This is a genomic window from Streptomyces sp. NPDC052101 (genome assembly GCF_040680235.1).
In the GTDB taxonomy this organism is placed as follows: Bacteria; Actinomycetota; Actinomycetes; order Streptomycetales; family Streptomycetaceae; genus Streptomyces.
In genome coordinates, this window is the sequence record NZ_JBFAWH010000011.1 from 155,864 (window position 1) to 173,419 (window position 17,556).

16 protein-coding genes are annotated in these 17,556 nt (G+C 70.0%); 10 read left to right on the forward strand and 6 right to left on the reverse strand.

Features of this window, described 5'->3' with window-relative positions; all coding sequences use genetic code 11:
- Positions 1-17: 17 nt before the first annotated feature.
- Positions 18-320 carry a hypothetical protein gene (locus AB0L75_RS20995; RefSeq protein ID WP_365182832.1) on the forward strand — a complete coding sequence of 101 codons (303 nt, stop codon included), beginning with the start codon at positions 18-20 and terminating at the stop codon, positions 318-320.
- Between the two features lie 116 nt (positions 321-436).
- On the opposite strand, the gene glnA is transcribed toward AB0L75_RS20995, so the two are convergent.
- Complete coding sequence (gene glnA / locus AB0L75_RS21000) at positions 437-1,798, reverse strand: type I glutamate--ammonia ligase (protein ID WP_365182834.1); 1,362 nt, start codon at positions 1,796-1,798, stop codon at positions 437-439.
- A gap of 305 nt (positions 1,799-2,103) precedes the next feature.
- On the opposite strand from glnA, the gene AB0L75_RS21005 reads away from it, so the two are divergent.
- Entirely contained in the window at positions 2,104-3,291 is a 1,188-nt protein-coding gene (locus AB0L75_RS21005) for a globin domain-containing protein (protein ID WP_365182835.1), read from the forward strand.
- An 81-nt stretch (positions 3,292-3,372) separates the two neighbouring features.
- Here the strand turns inward: AB0L75_RS21005 and AB0L75_RS21010 are convergent, their stop codons facing one another.
- The gene (locus tag AB0L75_RS21010) at positions 3,373-3,816 is read right to left on the reverse strand and encodes an Rrf2 family transcriptional regulator (RefSeq protein ID WP_365182837.1); all 444 of its coding nucleotides are present in this window, start codon (positions 3,814-3,816) and stop codon (positions 3,373-3,375) included.
- Between the two features lie 186 nt (positions 3,817-4,002).
- On the opposite strand from AB0L75_RS21010, the gene AB0L75_RS21015 reads away from it, so the two are divergent.
- The 5 genes from AB0L75_RS21015 (at position 4,003) to AB0L75_RS21035 (ending at position 9,499) form a co-directional block, all read left to right on the forward strand.
- On the forward strand, positions 4,003-4,683 hold the full coding sequence (locus tag AB0L75_RS21015) for a DUF3105 domain-containing protein (RefSeq protein ID WP_365182839.1): 681 nt from the start codon (positions 4,003-4,005) through the stop codon (positions 4,681-4,683).
- Positions 4,680-5,312, forward strand: coding sequence for a DUF305 domain-containing protein (locus AB0L75_RS21020; RefSeq protein ID WP_365182841.1), 633 nt, complete (start codon positions 4,680-4,682; stop codon positions 5,310-5,312). The genes AB0L75_RS21015 and AB0L75_RS21020 overlap by 4 nt, the downstream gene beginning before the upstream one ends.
- A 261-nt stretch (positions 5,313-5,573) precedes the next feature.
- On the forward strand, positions 5,574-7,529 hold the full coding sequence (locus AB0L75_RS21025) for a S53 family peptidase (RefSeq protein ID WP_365182842.1): 1,956 nt from the start codon (positions 5,574-5,576) through the stop codon (positions 7,527-7,529).
- A gap of 578 nt (positions 7,530-8,107) precedes the next feature.
- Positions 8,108-8,590: a hypothetical protein gene (locus AB0L75_RS21030; RefSeq protein ID WP_365182844.1), complete on the forward strand. Its 483-nt coding sequence runs from the start codon at positions 8,108-8,110 to the stop codon at positions 8,588-8,590.
- A 366-nt stretch (positions 8,591-8,956) separates the two neighbouring features.
- Positions 8,957-9,499 (forward strand): hypothetical protein, encoded by a 543-nt coding sequence (locus tag AB0L75_RS21035; RefSeq protein ID WP_365182846.1) that lies wholly within the window; start codon positions 8,957-8,959, stop codon positions 9,497-9,499.
- A gap of 37 nt (positions 9,500-9,536) precedes the next feature.
- Here the strand turns inward: AB0L75_RS21035 and AB0L75_RS21040 are convergent, their stop codons facing one another.
- The 4 genes from AB0L75_RS21040 to AB0L75_RS21055 all read right to left on the reverse strand — a co-directional run bounded on the left by AB0L75_RS21040 (position 9,537) and on the right by AB0L75_RS21055 (position 14,404).
- A complete protein-coding gene (locus tag AB0L75_RS21040) occupies positions 9,537-10,757 on the reverse strand; it encodes an MFS transporter (RefSeq protein ID WP_365182848.1) in 1,221 nt (406 codons plus the stop codon).
- A 97-nt stretch (positions 10,758-10,854) separates the two neighbouring features.
- Entirely contained in the window at positions 10,855-11,904 is a 1,050-nt protein-coding gene (locus AB0L75_RS21045) for an endonuclease/exonuclease/phosphatase family protein (protein ID WP_365182850.1), read from the reverse strand.
- 189 nt (positions 11,905-12,093) lie between these two features.
- Positions 12,094-12,723 carry a TetR/AcrR family transcriptional regulator gene (locus AB0L75_RS21050; RefSeq protein WP_365182852.1) on the reverse strand — a complete coding sequence of 210 codons (630 nt, stop codon included), beginning with the start codon at positions 12,721-12,723 and terminating at the stop codon, positions 12,094-12,096.
- A 94-nt stretch (positions 12,724-12,817) separates the two neighbouring features.
- Positions 12,818-14,404: an MFS transporter gene (locus AB0L75_RS21055; RefSeq protein ID WP_365182854.1), complete on the reverse strand. Its 1,587-nt coding sequence runs from the start codon at positions 14,402-14,404 to the stop codon at positions 12,818-12,820.
- A 197-nt stretch (positions 14,405-14,601) separates the two neighbouring features.
- Here AB0L75_RS21055 and panB point away from each other — a divergent pair, with 197 nt between their 5' ends.
- The 3 genes from panB (at position 14,602) to AB0L75_RS21070 (ending at position 17,551) form a co-directional block, all read left to right on the forward strand.
- On the forward strand, positions 14,602-15,486 hold the full coding sequence (gene panB, locus AB0L75_RS21060; protein ID WP_365182855.1) for a 3-methyl-2-oxobutanoate hydroxymethyltransferase: 885 nt from the start codon (positions 14,602-14,604) through the stop codon (positions 15,484-15,486).
- 227 nt (positions 15,487-15,713) lie between these two features.
- On the forward strand, positions 15,714-16,739 hold the full coding sequence (locus tag AB0L75_RS21065; protein ID WP_365182857.1) for an ATP-binding cassette domain-containing protein: 1,026 nt from the start codon (positions 15,714-15,716) through the stop codon (positions 16,737-16,739).
- Positions 16,736-17,551, forward strand: a complete 816-nt coding sequence (locus AB0L75_RS21070) for an ABC transporter permease (RefSeq protein ID WP_365182858.1) — start codon at positions 16,736-16,738, stop codon at positions 17,549-17,551. Before AB0L75_RS21065 ends, AB0L75_RS21070 begins: the two co-directional genes overlap by 4 nt.
- Positions 17,552-17,556 lie beyond the last annotated feature (5 nt).

Sequence of the window (17,556 nt, forward strand, 5' to 3'; positions counted from 1 at the left end):
GGGTCGTTGACCAGGCTATGAAGAAGATCACCGCTCTCGCCGCGCTCACCGCGGCCGGTGTCGCGCTCGCCGCCCCGGCCCACGCCCACGACGGCGACCACGGCCGCATCAACGTCGCCGGCCGGACCCTGTCCGGGGAGAAAATCTGCGAGCAGGCACTCGGGCTCGTCCCCTTCGCCGTACCGTGGTCAGGCCAGTCGGTGTACGACGCCTGCAGCAATCAGGGCCACGTCAGCACCCCCGGCCACGTCGGTCAGGACGCCCGGTCCCGGCAGCCCGCTCCCGTGTCCCAGATCGACTCCGAGTCCGACTGGGAGTGATCCGTCGGTGATCCGCTGACGCTGAGGTGCGGGCGGGCGGCGGACGCCCTGGGGCCGGCGGTCCATGACCGTCGGCCCCAGGGGTCGGTTCGCCGGAAAACAGGTCCGACCTGCGCCTACAGCACCGGCAGGTTCTTGCGCAGCTCGAACGCCGTGACCTCCGAGCGGTACTCGTGCCACTCCGCCTGCTTGTTGCGCAGGAAGAAGTCGAAGACGTGCTCGCCGAGGGCCTCGGCGACCAGGTCGCTGCGTTCCATCAGGGCGAGGGCCTCGCCGAGGTTCTGCGGGAGGGGTTCGATGCCCATCGCGCGGCGCTCGGCGTCGGACAGCGCCCAGACGTCGTCCTCGGCGCCCGGCGGAAGCTCGTAGCCCTCCTCGATGCCCTTCAGGCCCGCGGCCAGCAGGAGGGCGTAGGCCAGGTACGGGTTGGCGCCGGAGTCGATGGAGCGGACCTCGACCCGCGCGGAGCCGGTCTTGCCGGGCTTGTACATCGGGACGCGGACCAGGGCGCTGCGGTTGTTGTGACCCCAGCAGATGTACGACGGGGCCTCGCCGCCGGCGCCCGCCGTGCGCTCGGAGCCGCCCCAGATGCGCTTGTACGAGTTCACCCACTGGTTGGTGACCGCGGAGATCTCCGCGGCGTGCTTGAGCAGGCCCGCGATGAAGGAGCGGCCGACCTTGGAGAGCTGGTACTCGGAGCCGGATTCATAGAACGCGTTCCTGTCGCCCTCGAAGAGCGACAGGTGGGTGTGCATGCCGCTGCCGGGGTGCTCGGAGAAGGGCTTCGGCATGAAGGTCGCCTGAACGCCCTGCTCCAGCGCGACCTGCTTCATGACCAGGCGAAACGTCATGATGTTGTCGGCCGTGGAGAGCGCGTCGGCGTAGCGCAGGTCGATCTCCTGCTGGCCCGGGGCGCCCTCGTGGTGGGAGAACTCCACCGAGATGCCCATCGACTCCAGCATGGTGATCGCCTGGCGGCGGAAGTCCATGCCGACGTTGGTCGGGGTGTGGTCGAAGTACCCCGAGTTGTCGGCCGGGGTCGGGCGGGAGCCGTCCAGCGGGCGGTCCTTCAGCAGGAAGAACTCGATCTCGGGGTGGGTGTAGAAGGTGAAGCCCAGGTCGGAGGTGCGGGCCAGGGCGCGCTTGAGCACGTACCTCGGGTCCGCGAAGGACGGGGAGCCGTCCGGCATGAGGATGTCGCAGAACATGCGGGCGGTGCCGGGGGTCTCCGCGCGCCACGGCAGGACCTGGAAGGTGGAGGGGTCCGGCTTGGCGATCATGTCGGACTCGTAGACCCGGGCGAAGCCCTCGATGGCGGAGCCGTCGAAGCCGATGCCCTCGTCGAAGGCCTGCTCCAGCTCCGCGGGGGCCACGGCGACGGACTTGAGGAAGCCCAGCACGTCCGTGAACCACAGGCGTACGAACCGGATGTCGCGCTCCTCCAGTGTCCGGAGCACGAATTCCTGCTGCTTGTCCATCTTCCGCTACCCCATCCTTGCTGGTCAGGCCGCCTGTCCCCAGTCCCGCGGGAGGCGGTCGGGCACCTGAGCATCCCACCACAACACCATTTCATGCGCGTTGCGGACCTTGATCGCGGATGCGTCCACGGCCTGAACGCCTCTCGTACGGCAGGTGTACTGCTGTGCTGCCCATCTTGCCTGCTCGCACCGACATCCGTAATGGCCGATCCGCTTCCGGCGTGAGCGAGACCACGCCCATTTAATTTGCATCTCAGATGCAAGTTTTCATAGCGTTCCGACCAGTCGAGATCCGAGGAGTTCCGATGCTGTCCGAACAGTCCGCGGCCACCGTCCGCGCCAGCCTCCCCGCCGTCGGCGCGGCCATCGGCGAGATCACCGAGCGCTTCTACGCCCGGCTCTTCGCCGCCCGCCCGGAACTGCTGCGCGACCTGTTCAACCGCGGGAACCAGGCCTCCGGCGCCCAGAAGCAGGCCCTCGCCGGATCCATCGCCGCCTTCGCCACGCACCTGCTGGAGCACCCGGACGCCCGGCCCGACGCGATGCTCGGCCGGATCGCCCACAAGCACGCCTCGCTGGGCGTGGCTCCCGAGCACTACCCCGTGGTGCACGAGCACCTCTTCGCCGCCATCGCCGAGATCCTCGGCGAGGCCGTGACGCCCGAGGTCGCCGCCGCCTGGGACGAGGTCTACTGGCTGATGGCGAACGCGCTCATCGCCGTCGAGAAGCGGCTGTACGAGGAGAGCGGCACGACGGTCCGGCGGCCGTGGGAGGTCGTGGAGCGCGTCGAGGAGACGGCGGACGTCGCCACCTTCCGGCTGCGGCCGGCCGACGGCGGCCCGGTGCGCGACTTCCGCGCCGGTCAGTACGTCTCCGTCCAGGTCGAACTGTCCGACGGCGCCCGGCAGATACGGCAGTACAGCCTGTCCGGGGCGCCGGGCGAGGCCGTGCGCCAGTTCAGCGTCAAGCGCGTTCGGGGCGACGCCGCGACGCCCGACGGCGAGGTCTCGAACCACCTCCACGCGCGCGTGCGCGCAGGCGACGCCCTCGAGCTGTCCGAGCCGTACGGCGACCTGGTCCTGGACGCCGGGCCGGACACCCCGCTGCTGCTCGCCTCCGCGGGCATCGGCGTGACCCCGATGATCGCGATGCTCGCCGATCTCGCGGCGGCCGGCCATCACGGCCCGGTCACCGTCCTGCACGGCGACCGCTCCCCCGCCGACCATGCCCTGCGCACCGACCACGAGACGTACGCGGACAAGCTCCCGGACGCGTCCGTGCACTTCTTCTACGAGCGCGACGCCGAGCCGGGCTCCGCCACCGGCCTGGTGGACCTGGCCGACATCGCGGTGGCGGAGGGCACGCACGCGTACCTGTGCGGTCCGCTGCCGTTCATGCGCGCGGTGCGTACCCAGCTGATCGGGAAGGGCGTGGCCCCGGCCGACCTCCACTACGAGGTCTTCGGCCCGGACCTGTGGCTGGCCCAGGGATAGGGAGCCCAGGGATAGGGATAGGAATAGGACCAGGCCTGTCAGAGGAGTCCGGCGGTCGACGACGGACTTCGGACAGGGACGTCAATCGCCCTGCGGGGACCGGGAGATGCCCAGCAGCAAGGGGCCGGTGGGGTCGGAGACGATGTCCGCGACCGTGACGGGGTCCAGCGCGGCGAAGAACGCCTCCTGGGCCCGGCGCAGGGCGCCGCGCAGGCGGCAGCCGGAGTTCAGCGGGCAGGGCGTCGGGCCCTCGCAGTCGACGACGTCGCCGTCGCCCTCGAAGGTGCGCACCACCGCCCCGACCGACGCCGTACGGCCCTTCTCCGTCAGTGCGAGGCCACCCCCGCGGCCGCGCCGGGCGTCGACGAGGCCCAGGTGCTGGAGTTCGGCGACAACCTTCGCGGTGTGCGTGTAGGGCACGTCCATGTCGGCGGCGACCTGGCGGGTGGTGGGTGTGGCGTCGGGGGCCACGGCCAGTCGCATCAGGACGCGCAGGGCCAGGTCGGTGGAGCGCAGGAGCCGCATACCAGGAGCGTAGGTAATACGCATCCACGGTTCAAATTATCCCGCGGTGCCCCCATCCTCCCTCTTCCCTCGCTCGCCCCAGCCGTTCCTTTGCCCTGCCCTCCCTACGGAAGGCCTTCCCTTCCCCATTACGATCAGCGGGCCCCACCCTTCCCGATGCCGTCCCTTTCCCCAGAAGGACACCTCATGGGTTCCGCCAAGAACAGCAACGCGGCACGCAAGGCCCGGATAGAGGAGATGCGCCGCGCCGAGCGGGCGCGCGATCGCCGCAACCGCGCGCTCACCATCGCCGCGAGCGTGGTGGTCGTCGCCGGCCTGGTGGTCGGCGGCGTGGTCCTCGTGAACTCCCAGTCGCACAAGAAGGACTCCGCGAGCGCCACCAAGGGCCCCGCCGGTGACTCCGGCGACTCCGGGCACTGGACCACCGGCAAGGACGGTCTGAAGACCTGGAGCGGCAAGCTGGCGCGGACGCATGTGGCGAACAGGGTGGCGTACCCGATGCACCCGCCGGTCGGCGGCAATCACAACCAGATCTGGGCGACCTGCAACGGCACCGTCTACACCAAGCCGCTGCAGGACGAGAACGCCGTGCACTCGCTGGAGCACGGCGCGGTCTGGGTGACGTACACGGACAAGGCGAAGAAGGCCGACGTCGACGCGCTGACGGCGAAGGTGAAGAAGACGCCGTACTCGCTGATGAGCCCGTACGAGAACCAGGCGGCGCCGCTGATCCTGTCGGCGTGGGGCCACCAGGTGGCCGTCAAGAGCGCGGACGACCCGGAGGTGAACAAGTTCTTCGCCGCCTACGTCCAGGGTCCGCAGACCCCGGAGCCGGGCGCCGCCTGCACCAGCGGGGCGATGCAGTGAGGCGGCGGCACATCGGCTGGATCGCCGGCGCCGCGGCGGCGGTGCTCGTCGCGGCCGGCGCGATCACCTACGCGGTCGCCGAGGACTCCGGCGGCTCGGACATGAAGACGCCGGGCGCGGAGTCGGCGGACGCCGGGTTCGCCCGGGACATGGCGGTGCACCACCAGCAGGCCGTCGAGATGTCGTACATCGTCCGGGACCGTACGAAGAACGAGGAAGTGCGGCGGCTCGCCTACGACATCGCGCAGACGCAGGCCAACCAGCGCGGCATGCTGCTCGGCTGGCTGGATCTGTGGGAGCTGCCGAAGGTGTCGGCGAAGCCGCCGATGGCCTGGATGGGCATGGGCGACATGCCCGAGCGCGGGGACGGCTCGCTGATGCCGGGCATGGCGACGGACACCGAGCTGAAGAAGCTCCAGTCGCTGGACGGCAAGCAGGCGGAGACCCTCTATCTGCAGCTGATGACGGAGCACCACAAGGGCGGCATCCACATGGCCGAGGGCTGTGTCGCCAAGTGCACCGTCGGCGTGGAGAAGCGGCTCGCGCAGGGCATGGTCGACGCGCAGCAGTCGGAGCTTCAGGCGATGGCGCAGATGCTCAAGGAGCGGGGTGCCGCGCCGCGTTCGTGAGCGGCGTTGTGTGAACGCCATATGTGAACAGCGGATGGACAGTTCCGTTACACAACCGTGAGGGATGAAAGGAACAATTCGCCCTACCTGACGGGCACTTGAGCTTCTCTTGACCTTTACGTTCCCCGCGCATGAACGGTTCATCGAAAGAGTGACCCCCATCATGTGATCCATCCGACCGGCCGAACCGCCGCGGACCGGCACGTGGACGCATGACGTACCGACCACTACATGCATGCGAACCGCATCGCAGGGGGTTCTATGAGATCCAACCGCGCCAAGCTGCGCGCTGTGAGCATGGCAGCGACACTGCCGATGGTCGCCGGCGCGCTGGCGCTGGGCATACCCGCGGCGCACGCCACGGACAGCCCCGCTCGTGACACACTGAAGGGCACCAAGCCTCTCTGGGCCACGGCCAAGGCGGACAAGGGCGCGACCTCGAACAGCGCCCAGGTCAACGCCCGGGTCTACCTGGCCGGCAAGAACGCGGCCGGACTCGCCGCCTACGCCAAGGCCGTGTCCGACCCCAGCTCGCCGCTGTACGGCAAGTACCTGAACGCCAAGAAGGCGCAGTCCCAGTTCGGGGCCACCAAGGCCCAGGTGGCCGCCGTCAAGTCCTGGCTGACGTCGTCCGGGCTGAAGGTCACCGAGGTCACCCAGCACTACGTCGCCGTCTCCGGTGACGTGGCCGCCGCCGAGAAGGCCTTCGGCACCCAGCTGCACAACTACGCCAAGGGTTCGGCGACCTACCGCGCCCCGGCGCAGACGGCCTCCGTGCCGGACAGCCTCAAGGGCGCCGTCCTGACCGTCACCGGCCTGGACAACGCCCCGCACAAGGCGAACCACGACGACCAGCTGCCGCCGCCGGACGCCGTGTTCAAGAACGCCGGGCCGTTCTCCTCGTACTACGGCTCGGAGACCGCGAGCACGCTGCCGGACGCGTACGGCCAGAAGATCCCGTACGCGATCAAGGGCTACACCGGCAAGCAGCTGCGCTCCGTCTACGGCGCCGGCGACTACACCGGCAAGGGCGTCCGGATCGCCATCACCGACGCCTACGCCTCGCCGACCATCGCCTTCGACGCGGGCACGTACGCGGCGAAGAACGGTGACGCGGCCTGGAAGACCAGCCAGCTGCACCAGGTCCTGCCGGACAGCTACACCAAGACCAAGGAATGCGGCGCGGCCGGCTGGTACGGCGAGGAGACCCTCGACGTGGAGGCCGCGCACGCGGTGGCCCCGAACGCCGACATCACCTACGTGGGCGCCGCCTCCTGCTACGACGAGGACCTGCTGGGCTCGCTCAGCAAGGTCGTCGACAACCACCTGGCCGACATCGTCTCCAACTCCTGGGGCGACGTCGAGGCCAGCCAGACCCCGGACCTCGCGGCCGCCTACGACCAGGTCTTCCAGCTGGGCGCGGTGCAGGGCATCGGCTTCTACTTCTCCTCCGGTGACGACGGCGACCAGGTCGCCAAGTCCGGTACGAAGCAGGTCGACACCCCGGCCAACTCCGCGTGGGTCACCGCGGTCGGCGGTACCTCGCTGGCCGTCGGCAAGGGCGACACGTACGAGTGGGAGACCGGCTGGGGCACCGAGAAGGCGACCCTGTCGGCCGACGGCAAGAGCTGGACCAACTTCCCCGGCGCCTTCACCTCGGGCGCGGGCGGCGGCACCAGCAAGACGGTCGCCCAGCCGTACTACCAGAAGGGCATCGTCCCCGACGCGCTGGCGAAGGCGAACAACGCCACCGGCAACCGCGTCGTCCCGGACATCGCGGCCATCGCCGACCCGAACACCGGCTTCCTGGTCGGCCAGACCCAGACCTTCCCGGACGGCTCGCAGCAGTACAGCGAGTACCGCATCGGCGGCACCTCGCTCGCCGCTCCGGTGATCGCGGCGGTCCAGGCGCTGGCCCAGGAGGCGCGCGGCGGCAAGGCGATCGGCTTCGCCAACCCGGCGATCTACTCCAAGTACGGCAAGAAGGGCGTCTTCCACGACGTCACGGACAACCCGACGGGCTCCGGCCTGGCGGTCGCCCGCGTGGACTTCGCCAACGGCCTGGACGCCAAGGGTGGCCTGCTGTACTCGGTCCGCTCCCTCGGCAAGGACAGCTCGCTGTCCGCGGTGAAGGGCTACGACGACGTGACGGGCGTCGGTTCGCCGGCGGACGGTTACGTCCAGTCGTACGCGAAGGGCGCGCAGAAGCAGCACTGACGCGCTGACGCTCCGCTGAGCACGCGGGGGGGGCGTGGGGTCCTGGTGACCTCACGCCCCCCCTTTTGCGTTGCCGCGGCTCGCGTCACCGCGACTTGAGCGCGGTGATGAACGGTCCTCGACGGCACGGCTTCGATGTCCGGTTCCACGCAACGGAGTTGCCGACCGACCCGGGGTCACGTGTCCCGCCCGTCCTGCTGTCCGCCACGGCGCCGGAGGAGTCGGGTGGGAGCCCGGCTCTCCTGGACGCGCTCGCCGAGCGGTGGGGCGTGGAGCGGTGCGGGCAGAGCCATGTAGCACGACTCTTCTCGTCACATCCGCACCGACACGCTCCGTCGGCGAGTGAGCAGGCGTCAGAGGATCACCCTAAAGGCCTAATAGTGTGTCAATAACACCTTCTTTTCAAGCCACTTGACCTCCTGTCCGCCCCTCGGAGACCTGGCGCCCGGAGCCAGAAATGCCCCGATCGGCACTATGTCGGAGATCCTCCGGTATCGCCGATAAGTCAGCTATGAGTACTTTTGGTCTCACGCCGGCTGACGGGCCGGCATCTCCGAGACACGAGACAGGAGAACGATATGAAGCTCGCCCGTTCCAACATGGTGACCGCCGCTGTCGCGGGTGCGGCAGCTCTCGTCGCGACCGGCATCACCTACGCCTCGGCCGCCTCCGTCCCGGCGCCCGAGGCAGCCCCGACGGCCGCCGCCGGCGCGCCCCGGGACGGCGGCACGCAGGGCAAGGGCAACGAAGGTGGTCGTCACGAGGAGGAGGGCCGTATCCAGATCAACGAGCGGTCCTACTCCAGCCACCCCGGCGACTGCATCACCGTCGTCAGCGGCCTGGGCGCCAAGACCCTGAACATCCGCAACGACAGCGACAAGACCGTCGAGGTCTTCCGCGGGGCGGTCTGCGACAACGGCGGTCCCATCGCCACCGTCGGCCCCCACAGCGACAGCTTCGGCGTCCACGCGTGCGACACCGACGGCATCGAGGTCGACAACGGCGTCGTGGCCAGCTTCCGCGTGGTGCGGCACCACGACCACGACGACCACGACAACTAGTCCGAGGTCGACCGTACGACATGGAGCCCCGGCCCGCCGGAATCGGGCCGGGGCTCCGGTCCCGACCATTGTCCGACAACCCCGTGCCGTGCACACCCTGCCCGAGCCGGACGCCAGGCGGCGCAGCCCGGCGTCCGGGCGGCCGTTCCTGCCCTCACCGGCCGACCCGCCTGGTGACTTCCGCCCGAACACCGCCCGTTGACGCAGGTCCCGGGGGCACGGCCGCCGGTTTCGTTCCGGCGCTTCCCCTACCCCCGAACGGGTGGGAGCGAGGCCCTGAGCGACGCTTCGCCGCCGGGTCGGGCGCGCGCCATCGGCGGCGACATTCATATCCGCGCGTATCCGCGACACCGCGGGGTGAGCGAGGTGAGTATGCGCCTGGTGGAGGACGCGAGCGACGACACCTACATCCTGGACATCCGCGACATCACATTGACCCCGGCGTTACCGTGGCTCGGGCACCAGGTCCGCTGGGAGATGGACGGCCACCTCAAGGAGACCGTCGACCTGACCCGGGTCACCTGCAATGTGATCATGAAGTTCGGTCCGGTGAAGATGCTGGACAAGAGCTACCGGCTCCCCGATCTGCTGGCAGGCATGGGCACGAGGCTCTCGGGTGACCCGAGGCTGCCCGCCGGGCCGTGGAAGCAGGCGTGGAACCTCCGGCTTCCCGAGACGGTGCCGGTGGCCCGGCACCGGATCCGCCTGCGCGCACGGACGGGCAACGGCAAGAACTTCCTGGCCCTGGACATCCCTCTGGACTTCAGCCACCGATTCCGCCCGGCCGCGACCGCCAACAGCGCCTCGCGCGTCCTCCGCCTCACACGATCGCAGGCGGAGCGGGGCGCGCGCGGCCGAGGGTGGAAAGAGTGGAAAGAGGCGAACGGCAGAGTCGTCTGGGGCGAGTGAGGACGCGGGCTCGGACCGCGGCAGCCGGCCCCCCGGGTCAGTGGTGCAGCGCCGCCGATTCCTCCGGTACGTGGGAGGCGACCAGCCTCTCCCGGCCGGCCGGTGGAGTCCGGCGCCGGTCGACGGCGTACGCCAGCGCCGCCACGCCCAGCCCCAGTACCGCCAGGGCCGCGCCCGCCGGCGCCGGGGACGTCGTACCGAAACCCGCCGCGAGGGCCAGGCCGCCGATCCAGGCGCCGCCGGCGTTGGCCAGGTTGAAGGCGGCCTGGTTGGCGGAGGAGGCCAGGGAGGGGGCCGCCGACGCCTTCTCCATCACCATCAGCTGGAGCGGGGAGCCGGTGATGAACGCCGCCATGCCCAGCAGGGTCACCGCCAGCGCCGCGCTCCACTCGGCCCGCATCAGGAGCGGGAAGAGGAGCAGCACCGCCGCCAGTGCGGCGAGGCCGCCGAACAGCGTTCCCCTGAGCGAGTGGTCCGCCAGGCGGCCGCCCAGCAGGTTGCCCGCCGTCGCGCCCACGCCGAACAGGGCCAGCAGCAGCGTCACGTCGGACTCGGCGTAGCCCGCCGTGTCCGTGAGCATCGGGGTGACGTAGCTGTAGGCCGCGAAGAGCGCGCCGAAGCCCGCCACCGTCGTACCGAGGGCCAGCCACACCGGGAGGGACCGCAGGGCCGCCAGTTCACCGCGCAGGCCGGTCGACGAGGCGGGCCGGCCCCCGTCGCGCGGGATCAGGAGTGCCAGCGAGGCGATCGCCGCCAGGCCGATCACGCTGACGCCCAGGAACGTCGCGCGCCAGCCCAGGTGCTGGCCCATGAGCGTGGCCACCGGGACGCCCGCGATGTTGGCGACCGTCAGGCCGAGGAACATCAGGGAGACGGAGCGGGCCTTGCGCTCCGGCGGGACCATCGACGTCGCCACGACCGCGCCCACGCCGAAGAAGGCGCCGTGCGGCAGGCCGCTGAGGAAGCGGGCGGCGAGCAGGGAGCCGTTGCCGGGGGCGAACGCCGTCAGGGCGTTGCCCGCGACGAACAGTCCCATCAGGGAGATCAGGACCGTGCGGCGGGGCATACGGGCAGTGAGCGCGGCGAGCAGCGGGGCGCCGATGACGACGCCCAGCGCATACGCCGAGACCAGGTGTCCGGCGGCGGGGATCGAGATGTGCAGGTCGCTCGCGACGTCGGGCAGCAGGCCCATCATCACGAACTCGGTCGTACCTATTCCGAAGGCGCCGACGGCCAGGGCGAGCAGGGCCAGGGGCATGAAGGGGCCTTTGCCTTTCGAGGTGAGGGAGCGGAGTTCCGTACCAGCCTATGTTCAGCTACGGAACAAAGTCTCTCGGGCCCGGTATTCCAACGGGTTACGAGGACGTGTCGAGCTTCACACGGGCGGCCACCGGAAGGTGGTCGCTGCCCGTGCGCGGCAGCGTCCAGGAGCTTTCCGGCTCCGCGCCCCTGACCATGATCTGGTCGATCCGCGCCATCGGGAACGACGCCGGCCAGCTGAACCCGAAGCCGCTGCCCGCCGCGCCCTGCGTGGAGCGCATCTGGGAGGTGACCGCGTTGAGCGAGCGGTCGTTCATCGTGCCGTTGAGATCACCGAGCAGGACGACCCGCTTCAGCGGCTCGTCGGCGATGGCCTCGCCGAGCGCGTCGGCGCTCCTGTCGCGCTGCCGGGCGGTGAAACCGGCCTCCATCTTCACCCGGACCGAGGGCATGTGGGCGACGTACACCGCGACCGGTCCCTTGGGGGTCGTCACGGTGGCGCGCATCGCGCGCTTCCAGCCGAGCTTGATGTCGACGTCCCGCACATCGGTCATCGGGTACTTGCTCCACAGGCCGACCGTGCCGACCACCGCGTGATACCTGTACGTCGGCGCGAGCGCCTGCTCGTAGACGGGCACGGCGGTGCCGGGGACCTCCTCCAGGGCGAGGATGTCGGCGCCGGAGGCGGCCACCGAGCGGGCGGTCGCGGCGGGGTCGGGGTTACCGGCGTTGACGTTGTGGGTCGCCACCATCAGGTCGCCGCCGGAGCCCGACTTGTCGGTGAGCAGTCCGCCGAAGAGGTTCAGCCACACGATCGCCGGGAGGAGGACAGCGATCAGTGCCGTCGCCGACCTCCGGACCAGGGCCAGGAGCAGCAGCAGCGGGATGGCGAGGCCCAGCCAGGGCAGAAACGTCTCGGTGAGACTGCCGAGGTTGCCCACCCGGTTCGGGATGCGCGAGTGCAGCACCATCACCAGGGCGAGCAGCAGGGCCAGCGCCGCCAGGATGATGCCGCGGCGCCAGATGCGTGGATCGCCGCGCCAGCCGGCGAACAGGCGGTGCAGCAGGCGCCGAAGCCGGGATCCCGGTCGCTCGGGCCCCGAGCCGCCGTCCGCCGTCTCCGTCATGTATGCCTGCTGCGCCATACCGTCTGCCTCACTGCCTGCCGTGCACACCGTCGTTCCCCCGTGTGTTCTTCCGACCCTAGGGGATGATCGGCTCCGATCTCGCCGTCCCATGACGGCCGTACGGAAGACGAGGACGAACGGGGCGGGGCCGCGAGTTCCGTTCACCCCCGGGACGCGTGGGTCTGTGACGAAACGCGCACATGAGTGCTACGAGGCTGTCGAGCTGACGGGTCGTAGGCCCGCGAGGACGGTGTCCACGATCTGCTCGGCCAGGCCCTCGGGCAGGTGGGCACCCGGGCGCAGTACGGAGCGGACGAGGATCGGACCGACGAACAGGTCGTTCGCCAGCTCCACGTCGACGTCCGGTCGCAGTTCGCCGTTGCGCTGCCCGCGGCGCAGCACGTCGATGACGAGACGGCGCCGGGGCGCTATGACGTTGTCGTGGTACGCGGCCCAGATCCTGGGGTTGCTCTTGATCTGGGCGTGCGCGTTGTGCAGCAGCGCCGAGGAGCGGCTGGCCAGTCCTCGCTGCCGCAGGTTCTCGAGCAGGACGACGAGGTCGTCGCGCATGGAACTGCCCGGGAGTTCGGGATCGGGGGGTTCGGCGGCGCGCACGACGTCGATGAACAGTTCCTCTTTGCCGCTCCAGCGGCGGTAGATGGTGGCCTTGCCGACGCCGGCCGTGCGCGCGACCCGCTCGATGGAGAGTTCGGCGAGCGGTACGCCGTCCTCCAGGAGCTTCATCACGCCTTCCAGAATGGCCCGTTCCACGGCCTCGCTACGGGGTCGTCCCCGCGCGGGCCCGTCCGGTCGCGACCGGCTGCCGGCAAGGCTCACGTCGATCCGTCCTCTCGCTGTGCTGCGGAATTGTCCCGCAGCCGCCTCCTTCCCCCGTGCGATCCAGTCTGCTGTCACTCCACGTCACTCCGCGTCACTCCGCGGTGGCGACCAACTCCGTCTCCTTCTCGCCCTGCTGAGCGGCCGGCGGCTTGCCCGGCAGGAACAGGGCCGTCACCACGGCGCCGGCCAGCGCGACGCCCACCCCGCACAGCGCGGTGACGTGCATGGCGTGCAGGAAGGCGTCGGCGGCGGGTGCGACCAGGGCCTTGCCCTGCGGGCCGAGCTTGTCGGCGACACCGAGGGTGGCCTCGATGGACTCGGCGGCCTTGCCGCGCAGGGCGGGCGGCAGCATGCCGAGCTTGCCCTCGATGCCGTTGCGGTACGAGGTGGCGAGCACCGAGCCGAGGACCGCGATGCCGAGGGCGCCGCCGACCTGGCGGAAGGTGTTGCTGAGCGCGGAGGCCGAGCCGGCCTTCTCGCGCGGCAGCGCCTGCATGATGACGACCGAGGTCGGCGTCATGATGTGCGCCATGCCGGTGCCCATGAGGAAGAAGACGACCTCAAGGATCCAGATCGGCGTGTCGGCCTCGAAGCCGGCGAACGCGGCCAGCGTGGCGGCGATCAGCACCAGGCCGCCGGTGGTGGTGGCCCTGTTGCCGAACCGGTCGACGAGCAGCCGGGCGCGCGGCGCGAAGATCAGCTGGGCGCAGGCGAGCGGCAGCATCAGCACACCGGACTCCAGCGGCGAGTAGCCGCGCACGCTCTGGGTGTAGAAGACACCGAAGAACGTGACGCCCATCAGCGCGAAGAAGACCAGCGCGATGGCGCTCATGGCGGCCGAGAAGACCTTGTTCTTGAAGTAGGTGACGTCGAGCGACGGGTGGCTGCTGCGCTTCTCGAAGACGACGAAGCCGGCGAGGACGACGAGACCGGCGATGATCGTCGCCAGCACCTTCGCGTCGGTGAAGTCGGCCAGCTCGCCGCCCTTGATGATGCCGTAGACCAGCAGGACGAGGCCTACGACGGACAGGACGACGCCGACGGGGTCGAGGCGGCCCGGCCTCGGGTCGCGGGAGTCGGGCACCAGCCAGGTCATCAGGATCAGCGCGAGGATCACGATCGGCACGTTGACGAAGAAGACCGAGCCCCACCAGAAGTGGTCGAGGAGCGCACCGCCGGTGATCGGGCCGATGGCGATGGCGAGGCCGACGCCGCCGGCCCAGATGCCGATGGCCTTGGGCTGCTCCTCGCGCTCGAAGACGTTCATCAGCACGGCGAGGGTGGCCGGCATGACGAAGGCGGCACCGAGGGCCATCAGCGCGCGGTAGGCGATCAGCTGGCCGGGCGAGCCGGACTCGGCGGCCAGGGCGGAGCCGATGCCGAACACGGCGATCCCGCCGAGCAGCACCTTCTTGCGGCCGAGGCGGTCGCCGATGAGGCCGGCGGTGAACAGCAGGCCGGCGAAGACGAGGGTGTAGGCGTTGATCGCCCACTCGATCTGGCCCTGGGAGGCACCGAGGCCGATCGGCGCGGGGCTGGAAATGGTCTTGATGGCGACGTTCAGGATCGAGTTGTCGAGCACCACGATCAGCAGGCTCAGCATCAGCACGCCGAGGATCGCCCAACGGCGCCGGTGCACCGCTTCCGGTATCCGGGAGGCAGGGACGGGACTTGTCATGTGTTCGAGCGTACGATCATTTCGATACGGAACGGTCTCGTATCTTACTTCTTTACCAAGGCCTTACACGGATCGCTTCCGGCCACCGACGGGGATCACAGGGGGTCCCCCTGGCCCTGACTGGCACGAGGTGCCACCATGGAGTCGATCCGGGGACGCCGTCAGGGCGCCTCGAGATGACTGAAGGAGCCGTTGCCATGACGCAGCTTTCGGCTGCCCAGAACGCGCAGAGCGCGCACTCCGCATCCTCCGACGGCAGCAAGGCGCTGTACGGGGGGAAGAGCACCCGGCGCATCACCGTTCGCGACATCACCCTCGCCAAGGAACGCGGCGAGAAGTGGCCCATGCTCACCGCCTACGACGCGATGACCGCGTCCGTCTTCGACGAGTCCGGGATCCCGGTGATCCTCGTCGGCGACTCGGCGGGCAACTGCCACCTCGGGTACGAGACGACCGTGCCCGTCACCCTCGACGAGATGACGATGCTCTCGGCGGCCGTCGTACGGGGGACGAACCGCGCCCTCGTCGTCGGCGACCTGCCCTTCGGCTCCTACCAGGAGGGCCCGGTGCAGGCGCTGCGCTCGGCGACCCGGCTGGTGAAGGAGGCCGGGGTCGGCGCGGTCAAGCTGGAGGGCGGCGAGCGGTCGCACGAGCAGATCCGGCTGCTGGTGGAGTCCGGCATCCCGGTGATGGCCCACATCGGGCTGACCCCGCAGTCCGTCAACGCGATGGGCTACCGCGTGCAGGGCCGCGGCGAGGAGGCGGCGCAGCAGCTGCTGCGCGACGCGAAGGCCGTGCAGGACGCGGGTGCGTTCGCGGTCGTCCTCGAACTGGTCCCGGCCGAGCTGGCGGCCGAGGTGACGCGGGTGCTGCACATCCCCACGGTCGGTATCGGCGCGGGGCCGGAGACCGACGCGCAGGTCCTGGTCTGGACGGACATGCTGGGGCTGACCTCCGGCCGGGTTCCGAAGTTCGTCAAGAAGTACGCGAATCTGCGTGAGGTCATGGGCGACGCGGCGAGGTCGTTCGCACAGGACGTCGTCGGCGGAACGTTCCCGCTGGAGGAGCACTCCGTCCACTAGGCGTCGCCACTGAGCCACTGCGGCACCATCCCGGCAGCCCCGCTGATCTTCCCCCGTCAGCGGGGCTGCCCCCGTTCTTGCGCCTAAACCGGCGCCGCTCTCGCGGAAGTGGTTGCTCGCCGTCGTGGTTGCTCAATTGATGGTTGCGGTGCTCGTCGGCAAGCTGTCGGCGCCTTTGTCGGTGGGCTGTCGGTGGTCTGTCGGTGGGCTCTGGAACCGTCTCTGCCATGACACGAATCGACAAGAACCCCGTCGGCGCGAGCCACGCAGTGACGGTGCGGGGACTGGTCAAGCACTACGGCGAGACCAAGGCACTGGACGGTGTCGACCTGGACGTGCGCGAGGGCACCGTGATGGGCGTGCTCGGGCCGAACGGCGCCGGCAAGACCACCCTCGTACGGATCCTGTCCACCCTGATCACCCCGGACGCCGGAGCGGCCACCGTCGCCGGCTATGACGTCGTACGGCAGCCGCGGCAGCTGCGCCGGGTGATCGGGCTGACCGGGCAGTACGCCTCGGTGGACGAGAAGCTGCCCGGCTGGGAGAACCTGTACATGATCGGCCGGCTGCTGGACCTGTCCCGCAAGGACGCCCGCGCCCGCGCCGACGCCCTGCTGGAGCGGTTCTCCCTGACGGAGGCGGCCAGGCGCCCCGCGAGCACGTACTCCGGCGGCATGCGGCGACGCCTGGACCTCGCCGCGTCCATGATCGGGCGGCCCGCCGTGCTGTACCTGGACGAGCCGACGACCGGCCTGGACCCCCGTACCCGCAACGAGGTGTGGGACGAGGTGCAGGCGATGGTCGGCGACGGCGTCACCGTGCTGCTGACCACCCAGTACATGGAGGAGGCCGAGCAACTCGCCTCCGAGCTGACCGTGGTGGACCGCGGCAAGGTCATCGCGACCGGCGGGATCGAGGAGCTGAAGGCCCGCGTCGGCGGTCGTACGCTGCGCGTGCGGCCCGTCGATCCGCTGCAGCTGCGCCCGCTCGCCGCGACCCTGGACGAGCTGGGCATCACCGGGCTCGCGAGCACCACCGTGGACCCCGAGTCCGGGACGCTGCTGGTGCCGATCCTCAGCGACGAGCAGCTGACCGCCGTGGTCGGCGCGGTCACCGCGCGCGGCATCACGATCTCCTCCATCACCACCGAACTGCCCAGCCTGGACGAGGTGTTCCTCTCGCTCACCGGCCACCGTGCCGGTACCCCGCAGAACGCCGCGCCCGCCGAACCCCGCGAGGAGGTCGCCGTATGAGCGCAACCACCGTAACCACGACCGACGTCGACGTCCGGATTCCGCTGCGCGGGCATCTGCGGCACACCGGCGCGCTCATCCGCCGCAATCTGCTCTGGATCCGCCAGGACCCGGAGTCGATGTTCGACGCCGTGTTCATGCCGATCGTGTTCACGCTGCTGTTCGTGTACGTCTTCGGCGGCTCGATCGGGCAGGCGCTGGGCGGCGGTCAGGACCGGTACATCCAGTACGTCATCCCCGGCATGCTGGCGATGACGAGCATGACCCTGTCGCAGGGTGTCGGCACCGGTTTCAGCCAGGACTTCAACAGCGGTGTGATGGACCGGTTCCGGTCGCTGCCGATCGGCCGCGGTACCGTGCTGTTCGCGAAGATCGCCGTGGAGCTGGCGCGGATGCTGTTCGCGACGGTCATCCTGATGGTCGTCGGCGCTCTGGTCGGGTTCCACATCCACCACTGGGCGGGCCTGTTCGCGGCCGTGGGCCTGTCCGCGCTGTTCGCCTCCTCGATCATGTGGGTGTTCCTCACCCTCGGCGTGATGCTGAAGAACGCGCAGTCGGTGCAGGGCGTGGGCTTCCTGGTGCTGTTCCCGCTGCAGTTCGGCTCCTCGATCTTCGCGCCGCCCACGTCGATGCCGGACTGGCTGCGGCACTTCACCGACTACAACCCGCTGTCCGCGCTGGCGGACGCGGCCCGCGGACTGATGGTGGGCGGCCCGGTCGCGCACCCGATCTGGGTCACGGTGGCCTGGTCGGTGGGGATCACGGTGGTCATGGCGCCGATCGCGATCCACAAGTTCCGTACCAAGACCTGACGTTC

Excerpts from the sequence above, each read along its gene's own strand:
- panB (WP_365182855.1), top strand. The coding sequence starts at position 14,602 with ATGACGCAGCTTTCGGCTGCCCAGAACGCGCAGAGCGCGCACTCCGCA.
- AB0L75_RS21010 (WP_365182837.1), bottom strand. The coding sequence starts at position 3,816 with ATGCGGCTCCTGCGCTCCACCGACCTGGCCCTGCGCGTCCTGATGCGA.
- AB0L75_RS21055 (WP_365182854.1), bottom strand. The coding sequence starts at position 14,404 with ATGACAAGTCCCGTCCCTGCCTCCCGGATACCGGAAGCGGTGCACCGG.
- AB0L75_RS21030 (WP_365182844.1), top strand. The coding sequence starts at position 8,108 with ATGAAGCTCGCCCGTTCCAACATGGTGACCGCCGCTGTCGCGGGTGCG.
- glnA (WP_365182834.1), bottom strand. The coding sequence starts at position 1,798 with ATGGACAAGCAGCAGGAATTCGTGCTCCGGACACTGGAGGAGCGCGAC.
- AB0L75_RS21040 (WP_365182848.1), bottom strand. The coding sequence starts at position 10,757 with ATGCCCCTGGCCCTGCTCGCCCTGGCCGTCGGCGCCTTCGGAATAGGT.
- AB0L75_RS21070 (WP_365182858.1), top strand. The coding sequence starts at position 16,736 with ATGAGCGCAACCACCGTAACCACGACCGACGTCGACGTCCGGATTCCG.
- AB0L75_RS21005 (WP_365182835.1), top strand. The coding sequence starts at position 2,104 with ATGCTGTCCGAACAGTCCGCGGCCACCGTCCGCGCCAGCCTCCCCGCC.
- AB0L75_RS21065 (WP_365182857.1), top strand. The coding sequence starts at position 15,714 with ATGACACGAATCGACAAGAACCCCGTCGGCGCGAGCCACGCAGTGACG.
- AB0L75_RS21045 (WP_365182850.1), bottom strand. The coding sequence starts at position 11,904 with ATGGCGCAGCAGGCATACATGACGGAGACGGCGGACGGCGGCTCGGGG.
- AB0L75_RS21015 (WP_365182839.1), top strand. The coding sequence starts at position 4,003 with ATGGGTTCCGCCAAGAACAGCAACGCGGCACGCAAGGCCCGGATAGAG.
- AB0L75_RS20995 (WP_365182832.1), top strand. The coding sequence starts at position 18 with ATGAAGAAGATCACCGCTCTCGCCGCGCTCACCGCGGCCGGTGTCGCG.
- AB0L75_RS21025 (WP_365182842.1), top strand. The coding sequence starts at position 5,574 with ATGAGATCCAACCGCGCCAAGCTGCGCGCTGTGAGCATGGCAGCGACA.